The organism is Herbaspirillum sp. meg3 (genome assembly GCF_002257565.1).
Lineage (GTDB): Bacteria > Pseudomonadota > Gammaproteobacteria > Burkholderiales > Burkholderiaceae_D > Herbaspirillum.
This window is the reverse complement of the sequence record NZ_CP022736.1, coordinates 772,290-789,502: the sequence shown is the minus strand read 5'-3', so window position 1 is coordinate 789,502 and position 17,213 is coordinate 772,290. Positions and strand designations below refer to the sequence as shown.

Below are 17,213 nucleotides of genomic sequence, written 5' to 3'. Positions count from 1 at the left end.
TCATGCTCCTTCGGTCGCCGGACCGCAGCCGATCAGCGCTTCCTGATTCAGATCCCAGAACGGGACAGTCTGTCCATGGCTCTGCAGATGCACCTCGCGCGTGCCGTCGATACGGCCAATGGAGGCGCAGGCGATGTCGCGCTCGGCAAAACGGCGCAACACTTCGGCCAAGGCATCGTCACTGACGCTCAACAGAAAACCGTAGCTGGGAAAGGCGCTCAGCCAGCGGGCGAAGTCGACGTCCGGCGGCTGCGGAATCGCATCAAGATCAATCGTTGCGCCCACGCCCGAGCATTCCAGCAGCATCAGGGCGGTGCCAATGATGCCGGCCATGCTGATGTCTTTTCCTGCCGCCGAGAGACCGTCTTCGGCCAGCGACGGCAGGATTTCCAGATCGCCGCGCAGGCGTTCCGCTGCGGCGCCGGTGCTGGCGTTCCAATAGGCATAGGGTTCTTCGAAACGGCCGCGCAGATCGATTGCCGCCACCAGGTGATCGCCCGGCTTCGCGTCAAAGCTGGTGAGCAGGCGGCGTGCGCGGCCGACGATGGCGACGGATAGTTGCTCCCTGTCATTGCGACGATTGCTGTGACCTCCGACCAGCGGCACGCCATAGACTTCGGCCGCCTTGACCAAACCGTCGAGCACCGGCTGCGCAGCGTCGCCGCCGCGGCTCCATAAGGCATCGACCACCGCCACCGGCCGGCCGCCCATGGCGTAGATGTCGCTGACGTTGACCATCACGCCGCAGTAACCGGCAAACCACGGTTGCTGCTCGACGAATTCATTGATGAAACCTTCGATGGCGAACAACAGGTAGCCGTCGCCATCAGGAATGGCTGCGCAATCGTCGCCGATGGCGATGGTCTGGCCGTCGACCTGGATCGGCAGACCTGGATGGACCGCTTGCATGACTTCGCAAATGTCTTTCTTATGCGCAATGCCTCGCGAGCTGCGCAGCGTCTGCGCCAGCTGGTGCAGGCCATGTGATTCTGAGGCCGCCGCAGATGCTGTTTTTTCGCTATTCATGATTCACCTCTGGCGCTGTGACGAGCGAGCACGAAACCGACGTCACCGTCGCTGATGGGCGGATAGAAATCCAGATCGGCCTGCATCAGGTGATGCGCACGGCCATGGATGTCCAGCTCCGACAAGCTGTGCCAATGCAGGTGCCGGAACAGCGGCACGTTCTGGCTTTGTACCTGCGCCAGGAAAGTCTGGCAGCCGTGCGCATGCGCCGTACTCACCGCCAGCCGGATCAGGCCGCTGCCGACCGAGCCGATGCGTCGCGCATGCTGGGCCACCGCCAGGCGCGAGCCATGCCAGACCCCCGGCGACGGTTCATGGATGCGCACCGTGCCGACCGCCTCGCGACTGCCGTCGCCGTCTTCCAGCAAAGCCACGATAGGCATGGCGACGGCGTCAATCGCATCGGCGTCATCGTCACGAAAGATGCCCTGCTCCGTGCAAAACACGTCGCGCCGCAGACGCCGGGTCTCCTCGCGTTCCCACGGCGTCAGCGCAAGTTTGATACGCACCTGTTGTGCGATGGCGATCCTGGCCGGCGCGTCTTGAACGACCAGCGAGATTTTGTCGGCGATGTCGTTCATGATGTCTTCTTCTCGTAGGTGGACAACGATGAGCAGGCACCGCATTTGCCGCAACCGGCCTTGATGTCGCCCGAACGCAAGCCACCTGCTTCCAACATCGCCGACAAGGGCGTGAGCAGATCGCGCATGTAGGATGCAGCCGGCGCCGGATGGTCTTCCAGCGGCGTGCCGGTGATCGGTACGAACGGCACCACAAACGGATAGACGCCCATGTCGATCAGCTTGCTGCTGGTGCTGAGGATGGCTTCCTGGGTATCGCCGAGGCCGGCCAGGATGTAGGTGCTGACCTGGCCATGTCCGAAGACGCGCACGGCAGCCTCGAAGGCGGAGAAATAGCGCTCTACCGGGACAGTTGCCTTGCCCGGCATGATGCGCGAGCGCACTTCCGGCGTCACCGCTTCCAGGTGCATGCCCAGCGTATCGATGCCGGCGTCGTGCATACGGCGAAACCAGGCGTCATCGTCCGGCGGCTCACACTGTCCCTGAATCGGCAGATTGACGGCTGACTTCACCGCAAAAGCGCTTTCGCACAAAATCTGGGCCCCGCGGTCCGTCGCATTGGGCGTGCCGGTGGTCATGACCATGTGCTTGACCTTGTCCAGCAACACTGCAGCACGGGCCACTTCCGCAAGCTGTTCAGGCGTCTTGCGCAAGATGGTGCGTCCGGCCGCAAGCGACTGGCCGATAGCGCAGAACTGGCACGACTTTTTGCGGCTCTCGTACCGGATGCAGCTTTGCAGAATGGTGGTCGCCAGCACGTCAGAACCATGCAGCGTGGCGATCTTGTTGTAAGCCACGCCGTCGAGGGTCTGCATCTTGTAGAAACGCGGTTGGCGCGGAAACGAGATCACACCAATCTCGACGCCATCGCGTGTGATCCGGCTGGTGCCATCGCTGCCCGGTGGAGTGGCCACATACGGCGACGACCACGAGCTGGCGGTATGCACCGGAATCATGACCGTGTGGCCGTCCACCGTGACGGCTTTGTGATCGGAAGGCCCTGCGCCGCCGCGACGGCTGGCTGCGCCGGCGTTGGGGTCGCTAAGACGCAGTCCGAAGGATTGCAGTTCCGTGATCAGTTCCGTGTTCAAACGCGGATTCGGTGCTGGAGTTGTCTGCATGATAGGCCCTCGCAAGATTGGAAGTGGTGTTGAAAAGAGATGGCCCCGGAGCATCCTGAGGCGTTGGTGCAAACAAGGTGGAAGCCGGTCTGGCTTCGCGATCGTCGATCACCAAATGCAGCAGTTCAGGGCGGGCATAGTGGCCGACCGAATCCATCATGCGTTTGCGTTTGGTGATCAGCTCCATGTCGAGATCGGCGAACAGAATGCCTTCACCACTGCGCAGCGGCTCGGCCAGCAGCTTGCCTTCCGGCGAGACGATCGCCGTGCAGCAGCCGCCGCGCAATGCCTTCTGCACGGACGCATCCGGCGTGATCGAAGCGATCTGCTCATCTGTCAGCCAGCCGGTTGCGTTGACGACAAAGCAGCCGGCCTCCAGCGCATGGTGGCGGATGGTGACTTCCATTTGATCTGCAAAGATTTGCCCCACCATCGACCCGGGAAACTGTGCGCAGTGAATCTCTTCGTGCTGCGCCATCAGGGCATAGCGCGCCAGCGGGTTGTAGTGCTCCCAGCAGGCCAGAGCCCCCAACCTCCCGACTGCTGTGTCGACCACCTTCAGGCCGCTGCCGTCGCCCTGTCCCCAGATCATGCGTTCGTGATAGGTCGGCGTAATCTTGCGGCGCTTGAGCACCAGCTCGCCGTTGGCGTCGAACACCAACTGCGTGTTGTACAGCGTGCCGTTATCGCGCTCATTGACACCCAGCACCACCACCACGCCATGGCTGCGCGCCTCCGCGGCGACGGCATGGGTAACCGGCCCCGGCACCACCACGGCGCGTTCGTACAGCAGCAGATGTTCCGGGCCGGAAGCAAAGGGCGGTCTGACGAAGGAGAAGTACGGGTAGTAGGGAACAAAGGTTTCCGGAAACACCACCATGTCGGCGCCTCCCGCTGCGGCGTCGGCGATCGCCTGGCATACCTTGTCCAGCGTGCCGGTTGCGCTCTGCAGGTCGGGGGCAATCTGCACCGCAGCTGCCCGTACTGTTTTCTTTTTGAATGTCATGTCCGCCCCTATCCGACTACAGCGTCCAGGTATCGAGAATGAAAGCGTTGTCGCGGCGATGCAGCAGCGTCAGGTCAAGCACATCAAGCGGATTGATCGGACGAATGCCGGGGATCAGCGACGGCTCGCCGTGACCGTACAGCGCTTGCAATGCAAAGCGGCAGGCGTAGACCTTGCCGCCCTCTTCCATGAACTTGACGATCTGCTTGTTGAAGTTCTGGTGACCCGGAAATGCTTCGTCGCCCAGCGTCGGGAAGCCGCGCTGAACACCCAGCGTAACGCCTGGGCCGTACAGTAGAATCGACGTCTCAAAACCCTTGCGCTGCAAGCGCGTGGCTTGCAACAGATTGACGAAACCAATGGAACCTTCGAAGGCGACCGTATGGAAAGTGACCAGTGCTTTTTCGCCTGGTTGGGCTTTGACGTCTTCGAACACCTTCTCTTCGTAGTCAACGAGAAAATCGCCGGGGGCGTGTGCGGCTTTGGTCACTGCTGGCATGGTGAAGCTCCTTTAAATGGTGTTGTGCAATGGTTGAGAACAAGACCTCGTAACGAACATCAGGTCTGTCCGGCGAAGCGCCGCGACACCCAAATTGAATGCATTCACCGTGCCATGCAATTGACTGATGACATCAAATTGACTGCAAAAAAATCCAATCAATCAAGCCTTGAAAACGCGTCTTCCGCATGTTTTCTGGTTTCGCGCTATACCAGTCTGGAAAAGGCTTTCGAGCAGAAATAACCAATCCATACAATGCATCCATTCAATCCGCAAAAAATCCATGCACTTTGAAGTTGCGGCGTGTTTTCTATTGGTGCAGCGTTCGCCCGTCAAACCGGGCTAACTGGTGCAAAGCAGGCATAAATGCATGGAACGGGAGTTGCATTCAATCCGTTGTTCCCATGCCTACACTCCAAGGACATGTCATGTCGAAATCAGCTCATATCTGGACCCCGAAGTTGAAGAAAGGAAGCGGCCCCGCGTACCTCTCGATTGCCAACGCCATCGCTGAAGACATCGCCACCGGCCTTCTTGTCGCCGAACAACGTCTGCCGCCGCAACGCAAACTGGCGGAAGCGCTCGACCTGGATTTCACGACGGTGGCGCGCGCTTATACCGAAGCCCATCGACGCGGCTTGGTGGATTCGGTTGTCGGACGTGGCACCTTTGTCTGCGGCCGACGCCGGCCAAAAATTCCGCGCGTGACGGAGGGACGACCTAACGTCGACATGTCGATGAACATGCCGCCGGAACCCGAGTCGCCGGAATTGATGGAGTTGATGCAAGGCGGCTGGGCGCATGTAAACGGACATTTGCGCGATCTGATGCGCTATCAGGATTTCGGCGGCTCGCCGGACGACCGCGAGGCCGGTGCGCTGTGGTTGCGCCGGCGTGGTCTCAGTGTCGAGCCGGAGCGCGTGTTGGTGGTACCCGGCGCGCAATGCGCCTTGCTGGCAATTCTGACCATGCTGGTCGGTGCAGGAGGCGTGTTGTGCTGCGAGGATGTGACCTACCCAGGCCTGCGCGCGCTGGCCGGACAATTGGGCATCAAGTTGGTCGGCCTGCCGATGGACAATGAAGGCATCGATGCCGTTGCTTTCGCGGGTGCCTGTGCGCAATACGCGCCAAAGGCGCTTTACTGCAACCCGACCTTGCTGAACCCGACTACCTGCACAACCTCACTGTCGCGCCGCCAGGCGCTGGTGGAAATCGCCCGTCACTATGAGGTCGCCATCATCGAAGACGACGCCTACGGCTTCCTGCCACGCTCCGGGCCGCCTGCCATCGCCAGCGTCGGCCCTGATGTGACGTTCTATATTACCGGGCTGTCAAAAAGCGTCGGTGCCGGATTACGCATTGCCTACATGACAGCTCCCGACACTCAGTATGCGGCGAAACTAGCCTCTTCCCTGCGCGCAACGACCGTCATGGCATCGCCGATCACCTCGGCGCTAGCAACACGCTGGATCCGCGACGGCGTAGCCGATCTGGCGCTGGCGAACATTCGCAAAGAATCTATGGCGCGCCAGAAAATGACCGCACGCATTTTGCCGGAACGCTCTTATATGTCGCAGCCGGAGGCTTTTCATTTGTGGATCAATTTGCCGCCAGAATGGAAGGCAAAGGCGTTCGCTGCACAGATGAAATCATCCGGTATCGGAGTCGTGGCAAGTGACGCATTTGCGGTGTCGAACGAACCGGCGGAAGCCGTACGTGTTTGCATTGGAGGTATAGCCACACGGGAGGATATTCAGCATGCCTTGGAGCTGATTAGAGATACGTTATTGGAAGCCCCGCTGGCCAAGCCGGCAGTAGTCTAATCAGTAACAAGTGGACACGGCCCATCAGCGATTGGAAAGCTGCGCTGACTCGGTTTACTATTCAGTTCGGTGAACGTATTTCTATGAACCATGAATTAAACGCAACACCGATTGCGCAAAAATTCGGACACGCCCGCGCGTGGGCTTCCAAGAATTGAGAGTCCCACCGCCCGCTTAGTCGTATTCCTTAATGATAAGGAGTCCTGTGGTACCGGCACCACCAGCTCTGGCAGGTTTGCTACCGAACTCCACTTCCCCCTCTCTCGCGTCTATCGCGGTAAAATCGCTCTACAATTCAAGATATTAAGCTTTCAATCTTCTAGATTCGGAAAGCATATGACGCAAAGACAAACGGAGAATATTTCCTTATTTCTCCCCACGATGCCTGCGAGCGCCAGCGAACGAAAACTGGCGATTTCTCTCATTGCGATGTCTGCCATTTTCTTTGTGGCTTGTATTCCATTTGCCAAGACACCTCTGGCAAAAATTGACGCTTTCATCCCCATCTACGCTTCAGCGCTATGCATTAATGATGCGATTACGTCCTTATTATTGTTTGGACAATTTTTCATTTTGCGATCCAAGGAGATTCTGATCCTCGCGCTCGGGTATACATTCACCGCTCTGATGACGGTAACCCATGCTCTCTCATTCCCTGGTTTGTTTTCGCCAACGGGCCTGCTGAGCGCAGGATCACAGACCACCGTTTGGTTTTACATGTTTTGGCACGGCGGTTTTCCGCTGTTTGTTATTGCTTATGCTCTGTTGAAGAAACGAGGGACTGTTACTCCGAGCGGCAGCCTCGTCGCATTCAGTCTTGGCGGGGTGTTTACCTTGGTTTGCGCTTTAGCGTATCTGGGAACAGCCGGCCACGACTATTTACCCGTACTCCTGGCCGAAGGGAAGTACACACCATCCCTTGTGAGCACCGTACTGTGTATATGGGGCGTATCTTTGACCGCGCTCGTCCTTCTCTGGCGCAGACGATCCTATTCCGTGTTGGATCTATGGCTTTTGGTCGTTGTTTGCGCATGGATATTTGACGTTGGTCTGTCGACGATATTCAATGCGAAGAGATTCGATCTCGGCTTCTATGCAGGCCGCCTGTACGGGCTACTCGCTGCAAGCTTTGTTCTGGGCATGCTGTTACTGGAGAACACAAAACTCTATGCAAAATTGGTCGGCATGCATGAACAGCAGCGGCATAAAACGACTGAATTAGAGATCTTGAATCGTGACCTGGAGTCATTTGGCTATACGGTTTCCCATGACTTGCGCAGCCCATTGAGAGTTGTCAGTCAGTTCGCGAAAATCCTGGAGGAAGAACATTCTCACGTGCTGAATGAAGAGGCGCGACTTTTTGTCTCTCTCATAAGAAAAAACAGCAGCAAAATGTCTTCGCTGGTGGAAGATCTCCTGGCTTTCTCGAAGATTGGTCAGCAACCGTTGCAGAGGGAAGTCATCAATTTCGACCTTCTGATTGACGACATTATCCAAGACCTGCGGCTGGCGAACCCGCAACGTGATATTCAGTTCGATGTTGCCTCTCTTCCATCAGCGTTAGCCGAGGAGAAGATTATTCGCCAGGTATGGTGGAATCTGATTGAGAACGCGGTTAAATATAGTCGCACAAGAGAGGCATCGATTATCACCATTGGGTATAAAGCGAGTACGCCGCCCGTCTATTTCGTGAAAGATAACGGCGTAGGCTTTGACATGGCCTATGCGCATAAACTATTTGGCGTTTTCCAACGCCTTCATAGCAGTCAGGAATTTGAGGGCACCGGCGTCGGCCTCGCCATCGTGGAACGAATTATCACCAAACATGGCGGAAATATCTGGGCCGAATCCATAAGAGGAACCGGCACAACCTTTTACTTCACGCTAGCGCCCGACTTACCCGCAGGGATGGGAACTTCCGTTTATTCCCCTGCCAAAAACTGATTTAACCAGCGATCAACACCTGCGTTCACATCGAGTTTGAGACAACTATTTTATTCATGCCGCAGCGTTGTGCTCAATTGGCAGCTTCAGGGTGAACGCCGTGCCCTGTCCAACTACGCTGCGTACCTGGATGCTTCCCTGATGCTTTTGCATGATGCCATAGGATAAGGACAATCCTAGTCCGGTCCCCTGACCAACGGGCTTAGTCGTAAAAAATGGATCAAATATTCTTGAGAGGTTCTCAGGAGCTATCCCAGCCCCAGTGTCTTCTATTTCAATCTCCACATCCGCCCCTACCACCTTCGTTGTGATGGAGATGGTACCGCGCCCTCCGCTGATAGCGTGAGCTGCATTGACGATAAGATTCATAACGACCTGATTAATCTGGCTCGGTAGACATTCGACGTCTGGCAAATTTCCATAATTTTTTACTACGTCTGCCTTATATTTAATTTCATTGTTGACGATATTCAATGTTGAATCTATGCCCTGATGCAAGTTGGCCCATTGCCACTCCACCGCGGTATCCGTTCGAGAGAAATCTTTCAGGTCCTGCACGATTTTTCTCACGCGTGAGATTCCTTCGCGAGATTCACTCATTAGCGCTGGAATATCTTCTTTCAAATAATCGATCTCAACATCTTTCCTTACGGCGTTAAGTTCTTGATAGACCTCCGCCGAATCACGATTTCTATCTAATTTTTCATAAGCCGTTAATATTCTTAGCAGCGATTCGATATACGTTTCCAGCGTGCTGAAATTCGAAAAAATGTAACCGATCGGATTATTGATTTCATGAGCAACTCCCGCTGCAAGCTGACCTATAGAAGCGAGCTTTTCAGATTGCATAAGCTGCTCTTGCGCCATAGATAATTTGCGATTCACTTCGGTAAGCTCGGCATTTCTCCGGACGAGTTCGGCTTCCGCTGCAGTGAGGCGTCGCAAATCCTCTTCCATCTTTTCATTGGCCGCGGCAAGTTCATGCGTTCGCTTGACAACTTGAATTTCCAAATCTTGATGCATTCTCCTTAAATCCAGCTCAGCTGATTTTTGCGCAGTGACATCCTGAAGTACCTCAATGGCGCCGACGATCTCTCCAGAAGGAGCTCGCAATGGTGCTGCCGAAAAGTACAGCCATCGCCCGTTCTGTCCCAGATGAGGAAAAAATTTCTCTGCTTCCACCGCGCCGGGAATGACGATTGAGCTACGGAACTTATCATCGTCATGATAGTAAGTACCGACGACATTCTCGAGGGAGCCGGCAACGATCAGATCTGCAAGAACAGGACGCTCATACAGATAAAATGGTTTCCATTGATTCTTTGTCCCCACCATCTGCGCTGCAGATACACCGAGAATATGCTCGCAAGCTTTATTCCAATGCGTAATGAGATGATTGCTGTCGATAGCGAATGCGGGTACTGGACAGCCATCAAAGAACTCAGATATCTGCGGCTCTGATAACTGATTCTGCGAACTTAGCAATGACACGGTCTCTTCCTCCAATAAGCCAGGCTATTATCCATCTCCTGCGTTGGCGCCCAAGATCATGCAGGCTTCTTTGAACTGTCTTTCAGTCGTACTGAAAATCTCGAATAATGTCTGCTGGTCTAATTTCAACACATCCCATTCGTGCTGCGAAATCACAGGAACCCGGTCTTGCGCTCCACCACTCAGATCCAGTCCATACGCTATCGCATCGGCGACGGTAACTACTGACGCAATGAGGGAATACTCATTCAGCTTATTCTCTGTGAGGGGATGTAATGTTTCGACAATGGATGCAGGAAACTTCCAATGTGCAAGAATTTCTCTGCCGGCTACTTTGTGGTCGATACCGAGGACGTGAATCTCTGCAACCACCAAGTCCTCATCATGTTGAGAACGCCATTTCAATACCTCTTGATAACGCGACGGGGAATACGTTGCGAGTACCAGACGGCCGATATTATGCAAAAGTCCACCGATGAATGCCTGATCTTCGTTGCCTCCCCGGCTTCTTGCTATTGCTTTGGCTGCCAATGCCGTTGCGATGGCGTGCTTCCAGAATTCAGCATAATTAAGTTCTTTTGGTTGGCCTTCGGAAAAGGTGTCGACGACAGCAGCTGCTGTCACTAAGGAACGGACGCTATTAAAGCCCAGCACGGTGACAGCATGCGGGATGGATCCCACCTTACTTTGCATTCCGTAAAACGAAGAGTTAGCTAGTCCGAGTACTTTTGCAGTTATCGCTTGATCATGCGAAATTTTCTGTGCGAGGGTATTGGTATCGACATCGCCATTATCAAGTGCGTCAATAAGCTCCATGACAATGTGAGGCAACGAGGGAAGTCGAAGTACTGCCTCACTGATTTCTTTGCTGGTTAGCGGATTCATTGCATCATCCTGTAGCGCCGCAGGCAATCCAGGAGGAGCCGATTCGCTTCTGAGCTGAGGCTGTTTTTGAACAATTCATCAAGTCTTTGCAATTGTTGCTCTCTTACCTGGCTATTTCCTTCCTCAATCACCGGCAACAAAACCTTGATGCTTTGTATGCCGCGATGTTTTAACGCATGAATGGATTTCTCGGTCAGTTCCACGTCAGGGGAGATCAGACGGGCACCGGACTTATCCAGCACGGCTTCAGCCAGCACCATTCCTGGCGTCGCTTGATCTAAAGGGATCTCTTGAGACGGGTTAGTGGAAGCCATCGTAATTTAACTCTGATCCAATTTAACAAGTGTCATCAGCTTTCCTCTGGAGCGAGAATTTTTCCCCATCGGATGGGTAAGAACCTTATAACGCTCATTATGAAGACTGATTTCTGTGCACGAATGATTCAGGGCCTGCTCTAACTGGGGAGTGTCACTTCCCATTTTCATGCCAAGAAAAGCGTTGGAACGACCGAGAAGCTCTTGCGCGGCCGCATTGATAAACACAATAGTTCTCTCGTCATCAATACCAAGTATCGGCGTGCTGACATGCTCCAGGATCTCATGGGTAATTTGCAGGCTAACTTCGTCATGTTCAATCCGCTCTTCCTGCTCTCTCAACAACTTGTCCAGCTCTTGATTTGTCCTTGCCAAGGCTAAATTTGCTATTTGAAGCTGGCTTTGCAAACGCAGGTTCTCGTCTGCCATTTCCTTTCTTCTGAAAGCTTCCGCCACATGACCTCTTAGCTGGATATCGTCCCAAGGTTTGGTCAAGAATTTATAAACCGCGCCTTCATTGACGGCGTCAGTAACTGATTGCAGCTCTGTATATCCGCTGAGAACAATCCGAACCGTGTCCGGATAGGATTCTTTGGCCAGACGCAAAAACTCCACTCCTGTCATTCCAGGCATACGTTGATCGGTGACGATAACGTCTACAGGATTGTTCTCCAGCATATTCAACGCCTCTTGGCCGTTGTTGGCGGTCGTTATCTCGTACTTGTCCTGACGTAATAAACGTTTCAGAGCCGACAAAATATTGACTTCATCGTCGACCAGCAGCAACCGGCGTCGAAACGTCTCAGAAATCGTTTCTTCCGACATAATTGTTCACTCCCGCACTAAGCATCTTTTTCCAAAATCTTGATCGATATATGCAAAGCAGTGTCTTCCAGTTGCTCAAACTTCCTGATCTGTTGAATATTGTTTGCGGAAATAACGGAGTCGCGGACGATAAGAAGTATTCCCTCATTGGTTCGCAAGTCCTCGGCTAATTGCATGCCCACTTCTAGATCACGAGATTTGATATCTCTCGATTTTTCAGACAGCAAGGAATCGTTATCGTTGACGAGAGCAATAAAGCTCTCTACTACGGCGGGATCATAACGATGACCGCTTTGAGACTTAATAATTTGAACGGATTTCTCCAGCGGAAGGGGCAGCGTTGCGATCGCCCCAGATCGCAACGCCTCAAAGTCGCGTGCGACGGCCAAAATGCGGGCGCCAAGGGGGATCTTGTCGCCCGCAATTCCTTCAGGAACGCCCCTTCCATCGTAACGCTCATATTGGTACAAAATCAGATCGCCAACATGATTAAATGCAGTTACCGGCGTGAGCACCATATGACCTTTAACCGGATGCGTCATGAAAATCCGGGATTCCTCGCCCGACATTTTTTCTTGAGGTTTGCGGATCAATTCATCGGGTAGTCCGATTTTTCCGATCGCGTGCAGCAGCCCTGCAATTGCCAGATCTTGTATTTCAATTTCAGGGATTTTCAGTTTCTTACCAAGGCTTCTGCACAGCGCACTCACACGATCGGACTGACCACCGAGCATGCCTGAGCGTAACTCAATCATGTTTGAAAAAACCTTCAGCATTGTCAAAAAATTCAGTTTTATCTCTGCCTGACTGTTTTCCAGAAACATTACTGTCTGACGAATTTCTTCCGTGCGTGCCTGGACTTGTTTCTCCAACCGGGCATTGAATGTCAGGAGCTCTTCGTTCTGCTTCCGAACAACTTCATTGAGTCGTGCAGCCTCTTTTTTAAGATGTTGCTGTTCAAGGGCACGCTGTATCGTCAATATAAGATCTTGCTCATCCCAAGGTTTTTGAAGATAGTGATAAATTCCTCCGTCATTAATGGCAGACACTGTTGACGTAATTTCTGAGTATCCAGTCAGAAGAATGCGAGTGACCTCGGGATAGCGCTCCTTTGCCTTTCCCAGAAACTGGGCACCGGTCATCTCCGGCATGCGCATATCGGAGATAATCAGATCGACCGCGTTTTCTTCCAGGAGCCTAAGACCTTCTGCGCCACTTTCCGCAGTGATGATCGTGTAGCCTTTAGGTCTTAGAACACGTTTCAGAGATGACAGGATGCTCGCCTCATCATCAACCAGAAGAATGACCGAAGGCGGCATGACGCTCTCTACATCAGGATAGTCTGAAGCCGTAACAGTATTCGACATACGTAGATCCTCTTCTATGAACGCTTCACTATGAATTGCTACGACTCACTTTTCATCCAGGCTACTGGCTTACAGGCAGACATACCGTAAAACTTGTCCCAATGCCTACTTCGCTTTCTACCTCAATGCGCCCGTTATGTTTTTGTACTATTCCGTAGGACAGTGACAAACCTAATCCCGTGCCGCTTCCAACAGGTTTGGTTGTAAAGAACGGTTCAAAAATACGAGACAGGTTTTCGGGAGGAATGCCGCAACCGGTATCTTGAATCCGTATGTAGACCCAGCCATCCTGGCATTCTGTATAGATGCCAATTGTTCCTCTTTCAGAAATAGCATGCGCGGCATTGACGAGCAGGTTCATAAAAACCTGGTTCAACTGAGAGGCGAGACCTTTTACCTGCGGTAAAACGCCATAGTTCCTTTCAATAACGGCTTTATACTTAAGCTCATTATTTGCAATAGTGATCGTGCTTTCCAGCCCCTTTTCGATATCGACCATTTGCCAGTCGCTCTCTCCGACATGCGAAAAATCTTTTAAAGACTGGACAATATCTTTCACACGTTTAAGACCATCCAGAGATTCTGCAATGAGATCAACTACGTCCTCTCTCAGATAGGATAAATCCGCCTCAGCACTTAATTTCTTTGCCTGGTTTTTTAGGTTGGCGCTAACCTCGTCCTGTTGCAGTAATTCTTCCTGTCGCGTCACTACTTGAAGCAGTTTTTCAACATAGGTATTCAGCGATTTCATGTTGGAGCTGACGAATCCGATAGGATTGTTTATTTCATGCGCAACACCTGCCGCCAATTGGCCGATTGACGCCATTTTTTCTGACTGCAGAAGTTGAGCCTGCGTCTCCTTTAACTTTTCAATGAGCTCGCGTTGTTCATCGCCCGTACGGTGCAACGCCTCCTCCATCAATTTTCGCTCCGTAATATTGGTCAAAGAACCAATAACCTCAATCGGGTTGTTATTTTCATCACGAATGAGACGCAAGCTGTCATGCATCCACAGATATCGGTTGTCTTTGGTAAGGAAGCGATATTCGTAGGCCCGCTCTCCCTCAACAAACAGCAGGGCCAGACTCGAAAATATGTTCGGCGCATCATCTGGATGAATATGATCAAACCAGAAATTGGGATCATCAACCATCTCTTGGGGAGCATAGCCCAGCACTCTCGATGCATTTTCGCTGACAAAGGTCATTTTGAAATCACCGGAGGGGACGCTGCTATAGATAATCGCAGGAGTGTTCGCTATCAGATACTCAAATCTCTGCGTCATTTCCATCGGTTGAGCGATGGGCGCAGTCGATTCGAAAGTTTCAAATTGTTGGTTCATGATCTATTGGGCAATACCCTTACAGACGTCTGATAACAACTTAGCTGCCGATATTTTTAATTCTCTTTTGTACGACTTTTCTGCCAATGCTGTCCGCTGGAGACATATTATTAACAGCAAAGACCAATACAGGCAATTCAATTTGGCAACTATCTTGACCGGGTTAAGTTCGTAGATACGTTGTCTTTAGCCGCCCACAGGAATAACATGAAATTCAGTGTCAGGCGTAACAAGCATTTTCGCAGCCAATCTCGGTCTAGATCCTTTCTTCCGGTACCAAGTCTATGTATAAAGCGGCGCTTGCTGAGCATCCCTCGTACTCAGAAGAAAACCTTCGCATTATCTTTGTTGAAGACGTAATCGAAGATGCCGATCTTGTACGCCACGAACTCGAACGAGCAGGGTTGCATTCATCTTTTGAACGCGTCGACACATCTGCCGATTTTTTACATGCATTGTAAGGTCGCGTAGACGTCATCCTGTGCGACTTCTCGTTACCGGCTTTTGACGGGATGACCGCTCTACGAATTGCCAAAGAGCAGGCGCCAGACGTTCCGTTCATATTTGTCTCCGGCACCATTGGCGAAGAGCTGGCGATTCAGGCGCTGCGGGTTGGCGCCTACGACTATGTCCTTAAAAATAATATCGCGCGATTACCATCATCCGTACGTCGGGCGCTGCAAGAATCGCACGAACGCGCAATCCGGCGCAGGACAGAAGAAATTTTGTATGCGGAAAGCCACCTGCTTTCCACTGTCTTTGACACGGCGGGCGCCATAGGGGTAATGCTTGACCTGGAGGGACGCATACTCCGCTTTAACCAAGCCGGAGAAAAATCCAAAGGTTATTCAGGAACTGAAGTTCTCGGCTTATGCTTCTGGGATGTTTTTTTTAGTCCATTCCAAGCACTAAGCGAAAAAGAACTTTATCAAAATACCAACCGGTCATTGTTTCCGCTGCAGCATCACAGTGAATGGCTTACCCGCGATGGCCGGGTACGCACTATCTTGTGCTCTCTCAGCATTTTAGAAAATCGTTACTTCAAGACTATTTTCGTCATTAGCGGCATCGACATTACTGAGTGGCAAGAGGCAGAACAAAAAATCTATAAGTTGAGCCACTTCGATCACGTTACCGGACTGCCAAATCGTATTGTTTTGCGGGACCGTTTAGGCCAAGCTATTTTGCGCTGCGGATCTGACCACGCATTGGTTGTACTCATGCTCGTCGAGTTAAACGGTCACATGCAGATTCGTGATGCATTCGGTGCGCAGGCTGGTATCGCTTTGTCCGCCGCAGTAGTGGAACGCCTGCAAGTCTGGAAACATCCAGAAGCTGCGACGATTACCCAGTATTCAGATTACGTGTTTGCGGTCTTGCTGGAGGACGTCAACCAAAACGAACTTGACATTATTGTTGGCGATTTGACTCAGATATTGGTTGAACCCTATTCGATTCCGGGTCAGCCCAGTGTCCATCTCTTTCCCAAACTGGGTATTTCCATATTTCCAAACGATGCTCAAACGACTGAATCTTTATTGCACTATGCCGAAATCGCCTTGCATCGAGCGCAATTAAGCCCCCACGATCATCATCAATTCTATTCTCCCAGCTTTAATCAGGAGATTGCGAGACGTCACGTCTTGGTTTCTCAGCTCAGAGATGCCATCCGGCAGAATGCTCTTCTGTTGCACTATCAGCCGCAGGTCTCTCTGAAAAATGGACGGATTGCAGGATTCGAAGCTCTGGTGAGATGGAATCATCCTGAAAGAGGATTGCTGATGCCCGCTGAATTTATCGCGCTGGCGGAAGAATCGGATTTAATTTTTGAATTGGGTGAATGGGTACTTAGAACAGCGTGTCGCCAGTGCAAGGCATGGCAGGACATGGGCTTCAGGCCAGGAATTATGGCTGTGAACTTGTCAGCAATGCAATTCATAGAAAAAGATCTGAAGATCTTGCTTGAACGCATTATCGATGAATCTGGATTGGATGCACAGTTTCTTGAATTGGAGTTGACCGAGAGCATCTCGATGGACGACCCCGAAAAGAGTATCGGCATCATGGTCCATTTAAGAAAACTCGGAATCACACTCTCTATTGACGACTTTGGTACTGGCTACTCCAATCTGAGCTATCTGAAGAGATTTCCAGTCTGCCGGCTTAAAATCGACAGGTCGTTTGTGCGTGATATCGTGAACGATCCTCATGACTTGGCAATTTGCAGGTCGATCATTGCCATCGCCAAAAGTTTGCGCCTTGAGGTCATCGCCGAAGGCGTAGAAACCATCAGCCAACTCAAAATGCTACACACCGAGGGATGCGACAAGATCCAAGGTTATTATTTTAGTACTCCGTTGCCGGCAGAGGATTGCACCTCGCTGCTTGAGCGAGACGTCTCCTTGCCGATGGAGTCCATTCGCCAGCAACCCTATGCTCGTTCACTACTTGTAATCGATGATGAAGTTAATATCCTCTCTGCCATACGGCGTACTCTGAGCCGTTCAGGATATCAAATATTTACGGCCAATCACGCAACGGAAGCGTTCGAGATTCTAGCGAAACACCAAATCGGCGTTGTCCTTACCGATCAGCAGATGCCCGATATTCTAGGAACTGAGTTGCTAGAAAAAGTGCGGTACATGTTCCCTGATACGGTACGCATTATGTTAACGGGACATGCCAATCTACAGAGTGTTACGCAGGCAATCAATCAAGGTGCAATATATAAATTTCTTGTTAAACCTTGGGATAACGATGAATTGGAAGCCACTATTTTTGAAGCCTTCGAGAAATTTGAAGCGGCGATGAAATTAAAGTAAGAATTTAGCGATGACTCAACCGGTGAAAGCTGATGTGATCGGCAAAAAATAGCTCAAATGAATTGGGCTATTTTTTTGCGAGTAAAAAGCGGAGCGTTTGAGTCTGTGTATGAAAACCCCAGAAATCGGGCCGCTCCGCAAAAAAGTGTATGGCGCAGCAAAAAAGA

The 17,213-nt window shown here is 52.0% G+C and carries 14 protein-coding genes; 3 read left to right on the top strand and 11 right to left on the bottom strand.

The genetic code is table 11. The features are described from left to right. From hmeg3_RS03670 to hmeg3_RS03650, 5 genes are read right to left on the bottom strand one after another with little or no spacing between them, the layout of a single operon-like run. The gene (locus tag hmeg3_RS03670; protein ID WP_094562530.1) at positions 1–1,026 is read right to left on the bottom strand and encodes a sll0787 family AIR synthase-like protein; all 1,026 of its coding nucleotides are present in this window, start codon (positions 1,024–1,026) and stop codon (positions 1–3) included. Then, the gene (locus hmeg3_RS03665) at positions 1,023–1,607 is read right to left on the bottom strand and encodes an MSMEG_0567/Sll0786 family nitrogen starvation N-acetyltransferase (RefSeq protein ID WP_198361781.1); all 585 of its coding nucleotides are present in this window, start codon (positions 1,605–1,607) and stop codon (positions 1,023–1,025) included. The genes hmeg3_RS03670 and hmeg3_RS03665 overlap by 4 nt, the downstream gene beginning before the upstream one ends. Next, positions 1,604–2,728 carry an MSMEG_0568 family radical SAM protein gene (locus hmeg3_RS03660; RefSeq protein ID WP_198361780.1) on the bottom strand — a complete coding sequence of 375 codons (1,125 nt, stop codon included), beginning with the start codon at positions 2,726–2,728 and terminating at the stop codon, positions 1,604–1,606. Before hmeg3_RS03660 ends, hmeg3_RS03665 begins: the two co-directional genes overlap by 4 nt. After that, entirely contained in the window at positions 2,649–3,734 is a 1,086-nt protein-coding gene (locus tag hmeg3_RS03655) for a Nit6803 family nitrilase (protein WP_094562529.1), read from the bottom strand. Before hmeg3_RS03655 ends, hmeg3_RS03660 begins: the two co-directional genes overlap by 80 nt. Positions 3,735–3,750: 16 nt before the next feature. Continuing rightward, positions 3,751–4,233: an MSMEG_0572/Sll0783 family nitrogen starvation response protein gene (locus hmeg3_RS03650; protein WP_094562528.1), complete on the bottom strand. Its 483-nt coding sequence runs from the start codon at positions 4,231–4,233 to the stop codon at positions 3,751–3,753. A 428-nt stretch (positions 4,234–4,661) separates the two neighbouring features. Here hmeg3_RS03650 and hmeg3_RS03645 point away from each other — a divergent pair, with 428 nt between their 5' ends. Beyond that, a complete protein-coding gene (locus hmeg3_RS03645; protein WP_094562527.1) occupies positions 4,662–6,056 on the top strand; it encodes a PLP-dependent aminotransferase family protein in 1,395 nt (464 codons plus the stop codon). 336 nt (positions 6,057–6,392) lie between these two features. Continuing rightward, a complete protein-coding gene (locus hmeg3_RS03640; RefSeq protein WP_094562526.1) occupies positions 6,393–8,000 on the top strand; it encodes an MASE4 domain-containing protein in 1,608 nt (535 codons plus the stop codon). Positions 8,001–8,054: 54 nt separating this feature from the next. On the opposite strand, the gene hmeg3_RS03635 is transcribed toward hmeg3_RS03640, so the two are convergent. The 6 genes from hmeg3_RS03635 to hmeg3_RS03610 form a co-directional block, all read right to left on the bottom strand. Beyond that, positions 8,055–9,491 (bottom strand): ATP-binding protein, encoded by a 1,437-nt coding sequence (locus hmeg3_RS03635; protein ID WP_232511850.1) that lies wholly within the window; start codon positions 9,489–9,491, stop codon positions 8,055–8,057. Positions 9,492–9,518: 27 nt separating this feature from the next. Further along, entirely contained in the window at positions 9,519–10,376 is an 858-nt protein-coding gene (locus hmeg3_RS03630; protein ID WP_094562524.1) for an HDOD domain-containing protein, read from the bottom strand. After that, a complete protein-coding gene (locus hmeg3_RS03625) occupies positions 10,373–10,690 on the bottom strand; it encodes a hypothetical protein (protein WP_094562523.1) in 318 nt (105 codons plus the stop codon). Before hmeg3_RS03625 ends, hmeg3_RS03630 begins: the two co-directional genes overlap by 4 nt. 6 nt (positions 10,691–10,696) lie before the next feature. Further along, positions 10,697–11,515: a response regulator gene (locus tag hmeg3_RS03620; protein ID WP_094562522.1), complete on the bottom strand. Its 819-nt coding sequence runs from the start codon at positions 11,513–11,515 to the stop codon at positions 10,697–10,699. A 17-nt stretch (positions 11,516–11,532) separates the two neighbouring features. After that, positions 11,533–12,882 carry an HD domain-containing phosphohydrolase gene (locus hmeg3_RS03615; protein ID WP_094562521.1) on the bottom strand — a complete coding sequence of 450 codons (1,350 nt, stop codon included), beginning with the start codon at positions 12,880–12,882 and terminating at the stop codon, positions 11,533–11,535. 61 nt (positions 12,883–12,943) lie between these two features. Then, complete coding sequence (locus tag hmeg3_RS03610) at positions 12,944–14,224, bottom strand: ATP-binding protein (RefSeq protein ID WP_094562520.1); 1,281 nt, start codon at positions 14,222–14,224, stop codon at positions 12,944–12,946. 512 nt (positions 14,225–14,736) lie between these two features. Between hmeg3_RS03610 and hmeg3_RS03605 the strand changes: the two genes are divergently transcribed. Beyond that, positions 14,737–17,046: an EAL domain-containing protein gene (locus hmeg3_RS03605; RefSeq protein ID WP_232511849.1), complete on the top strand. Its 2,310-nt coding sequence runs from the start codon at positions 14,737–14,739 to the stop codon at positions 17,044–17,046. Positions 17,047–17,213: the final 167 nt, after the last annotated feature.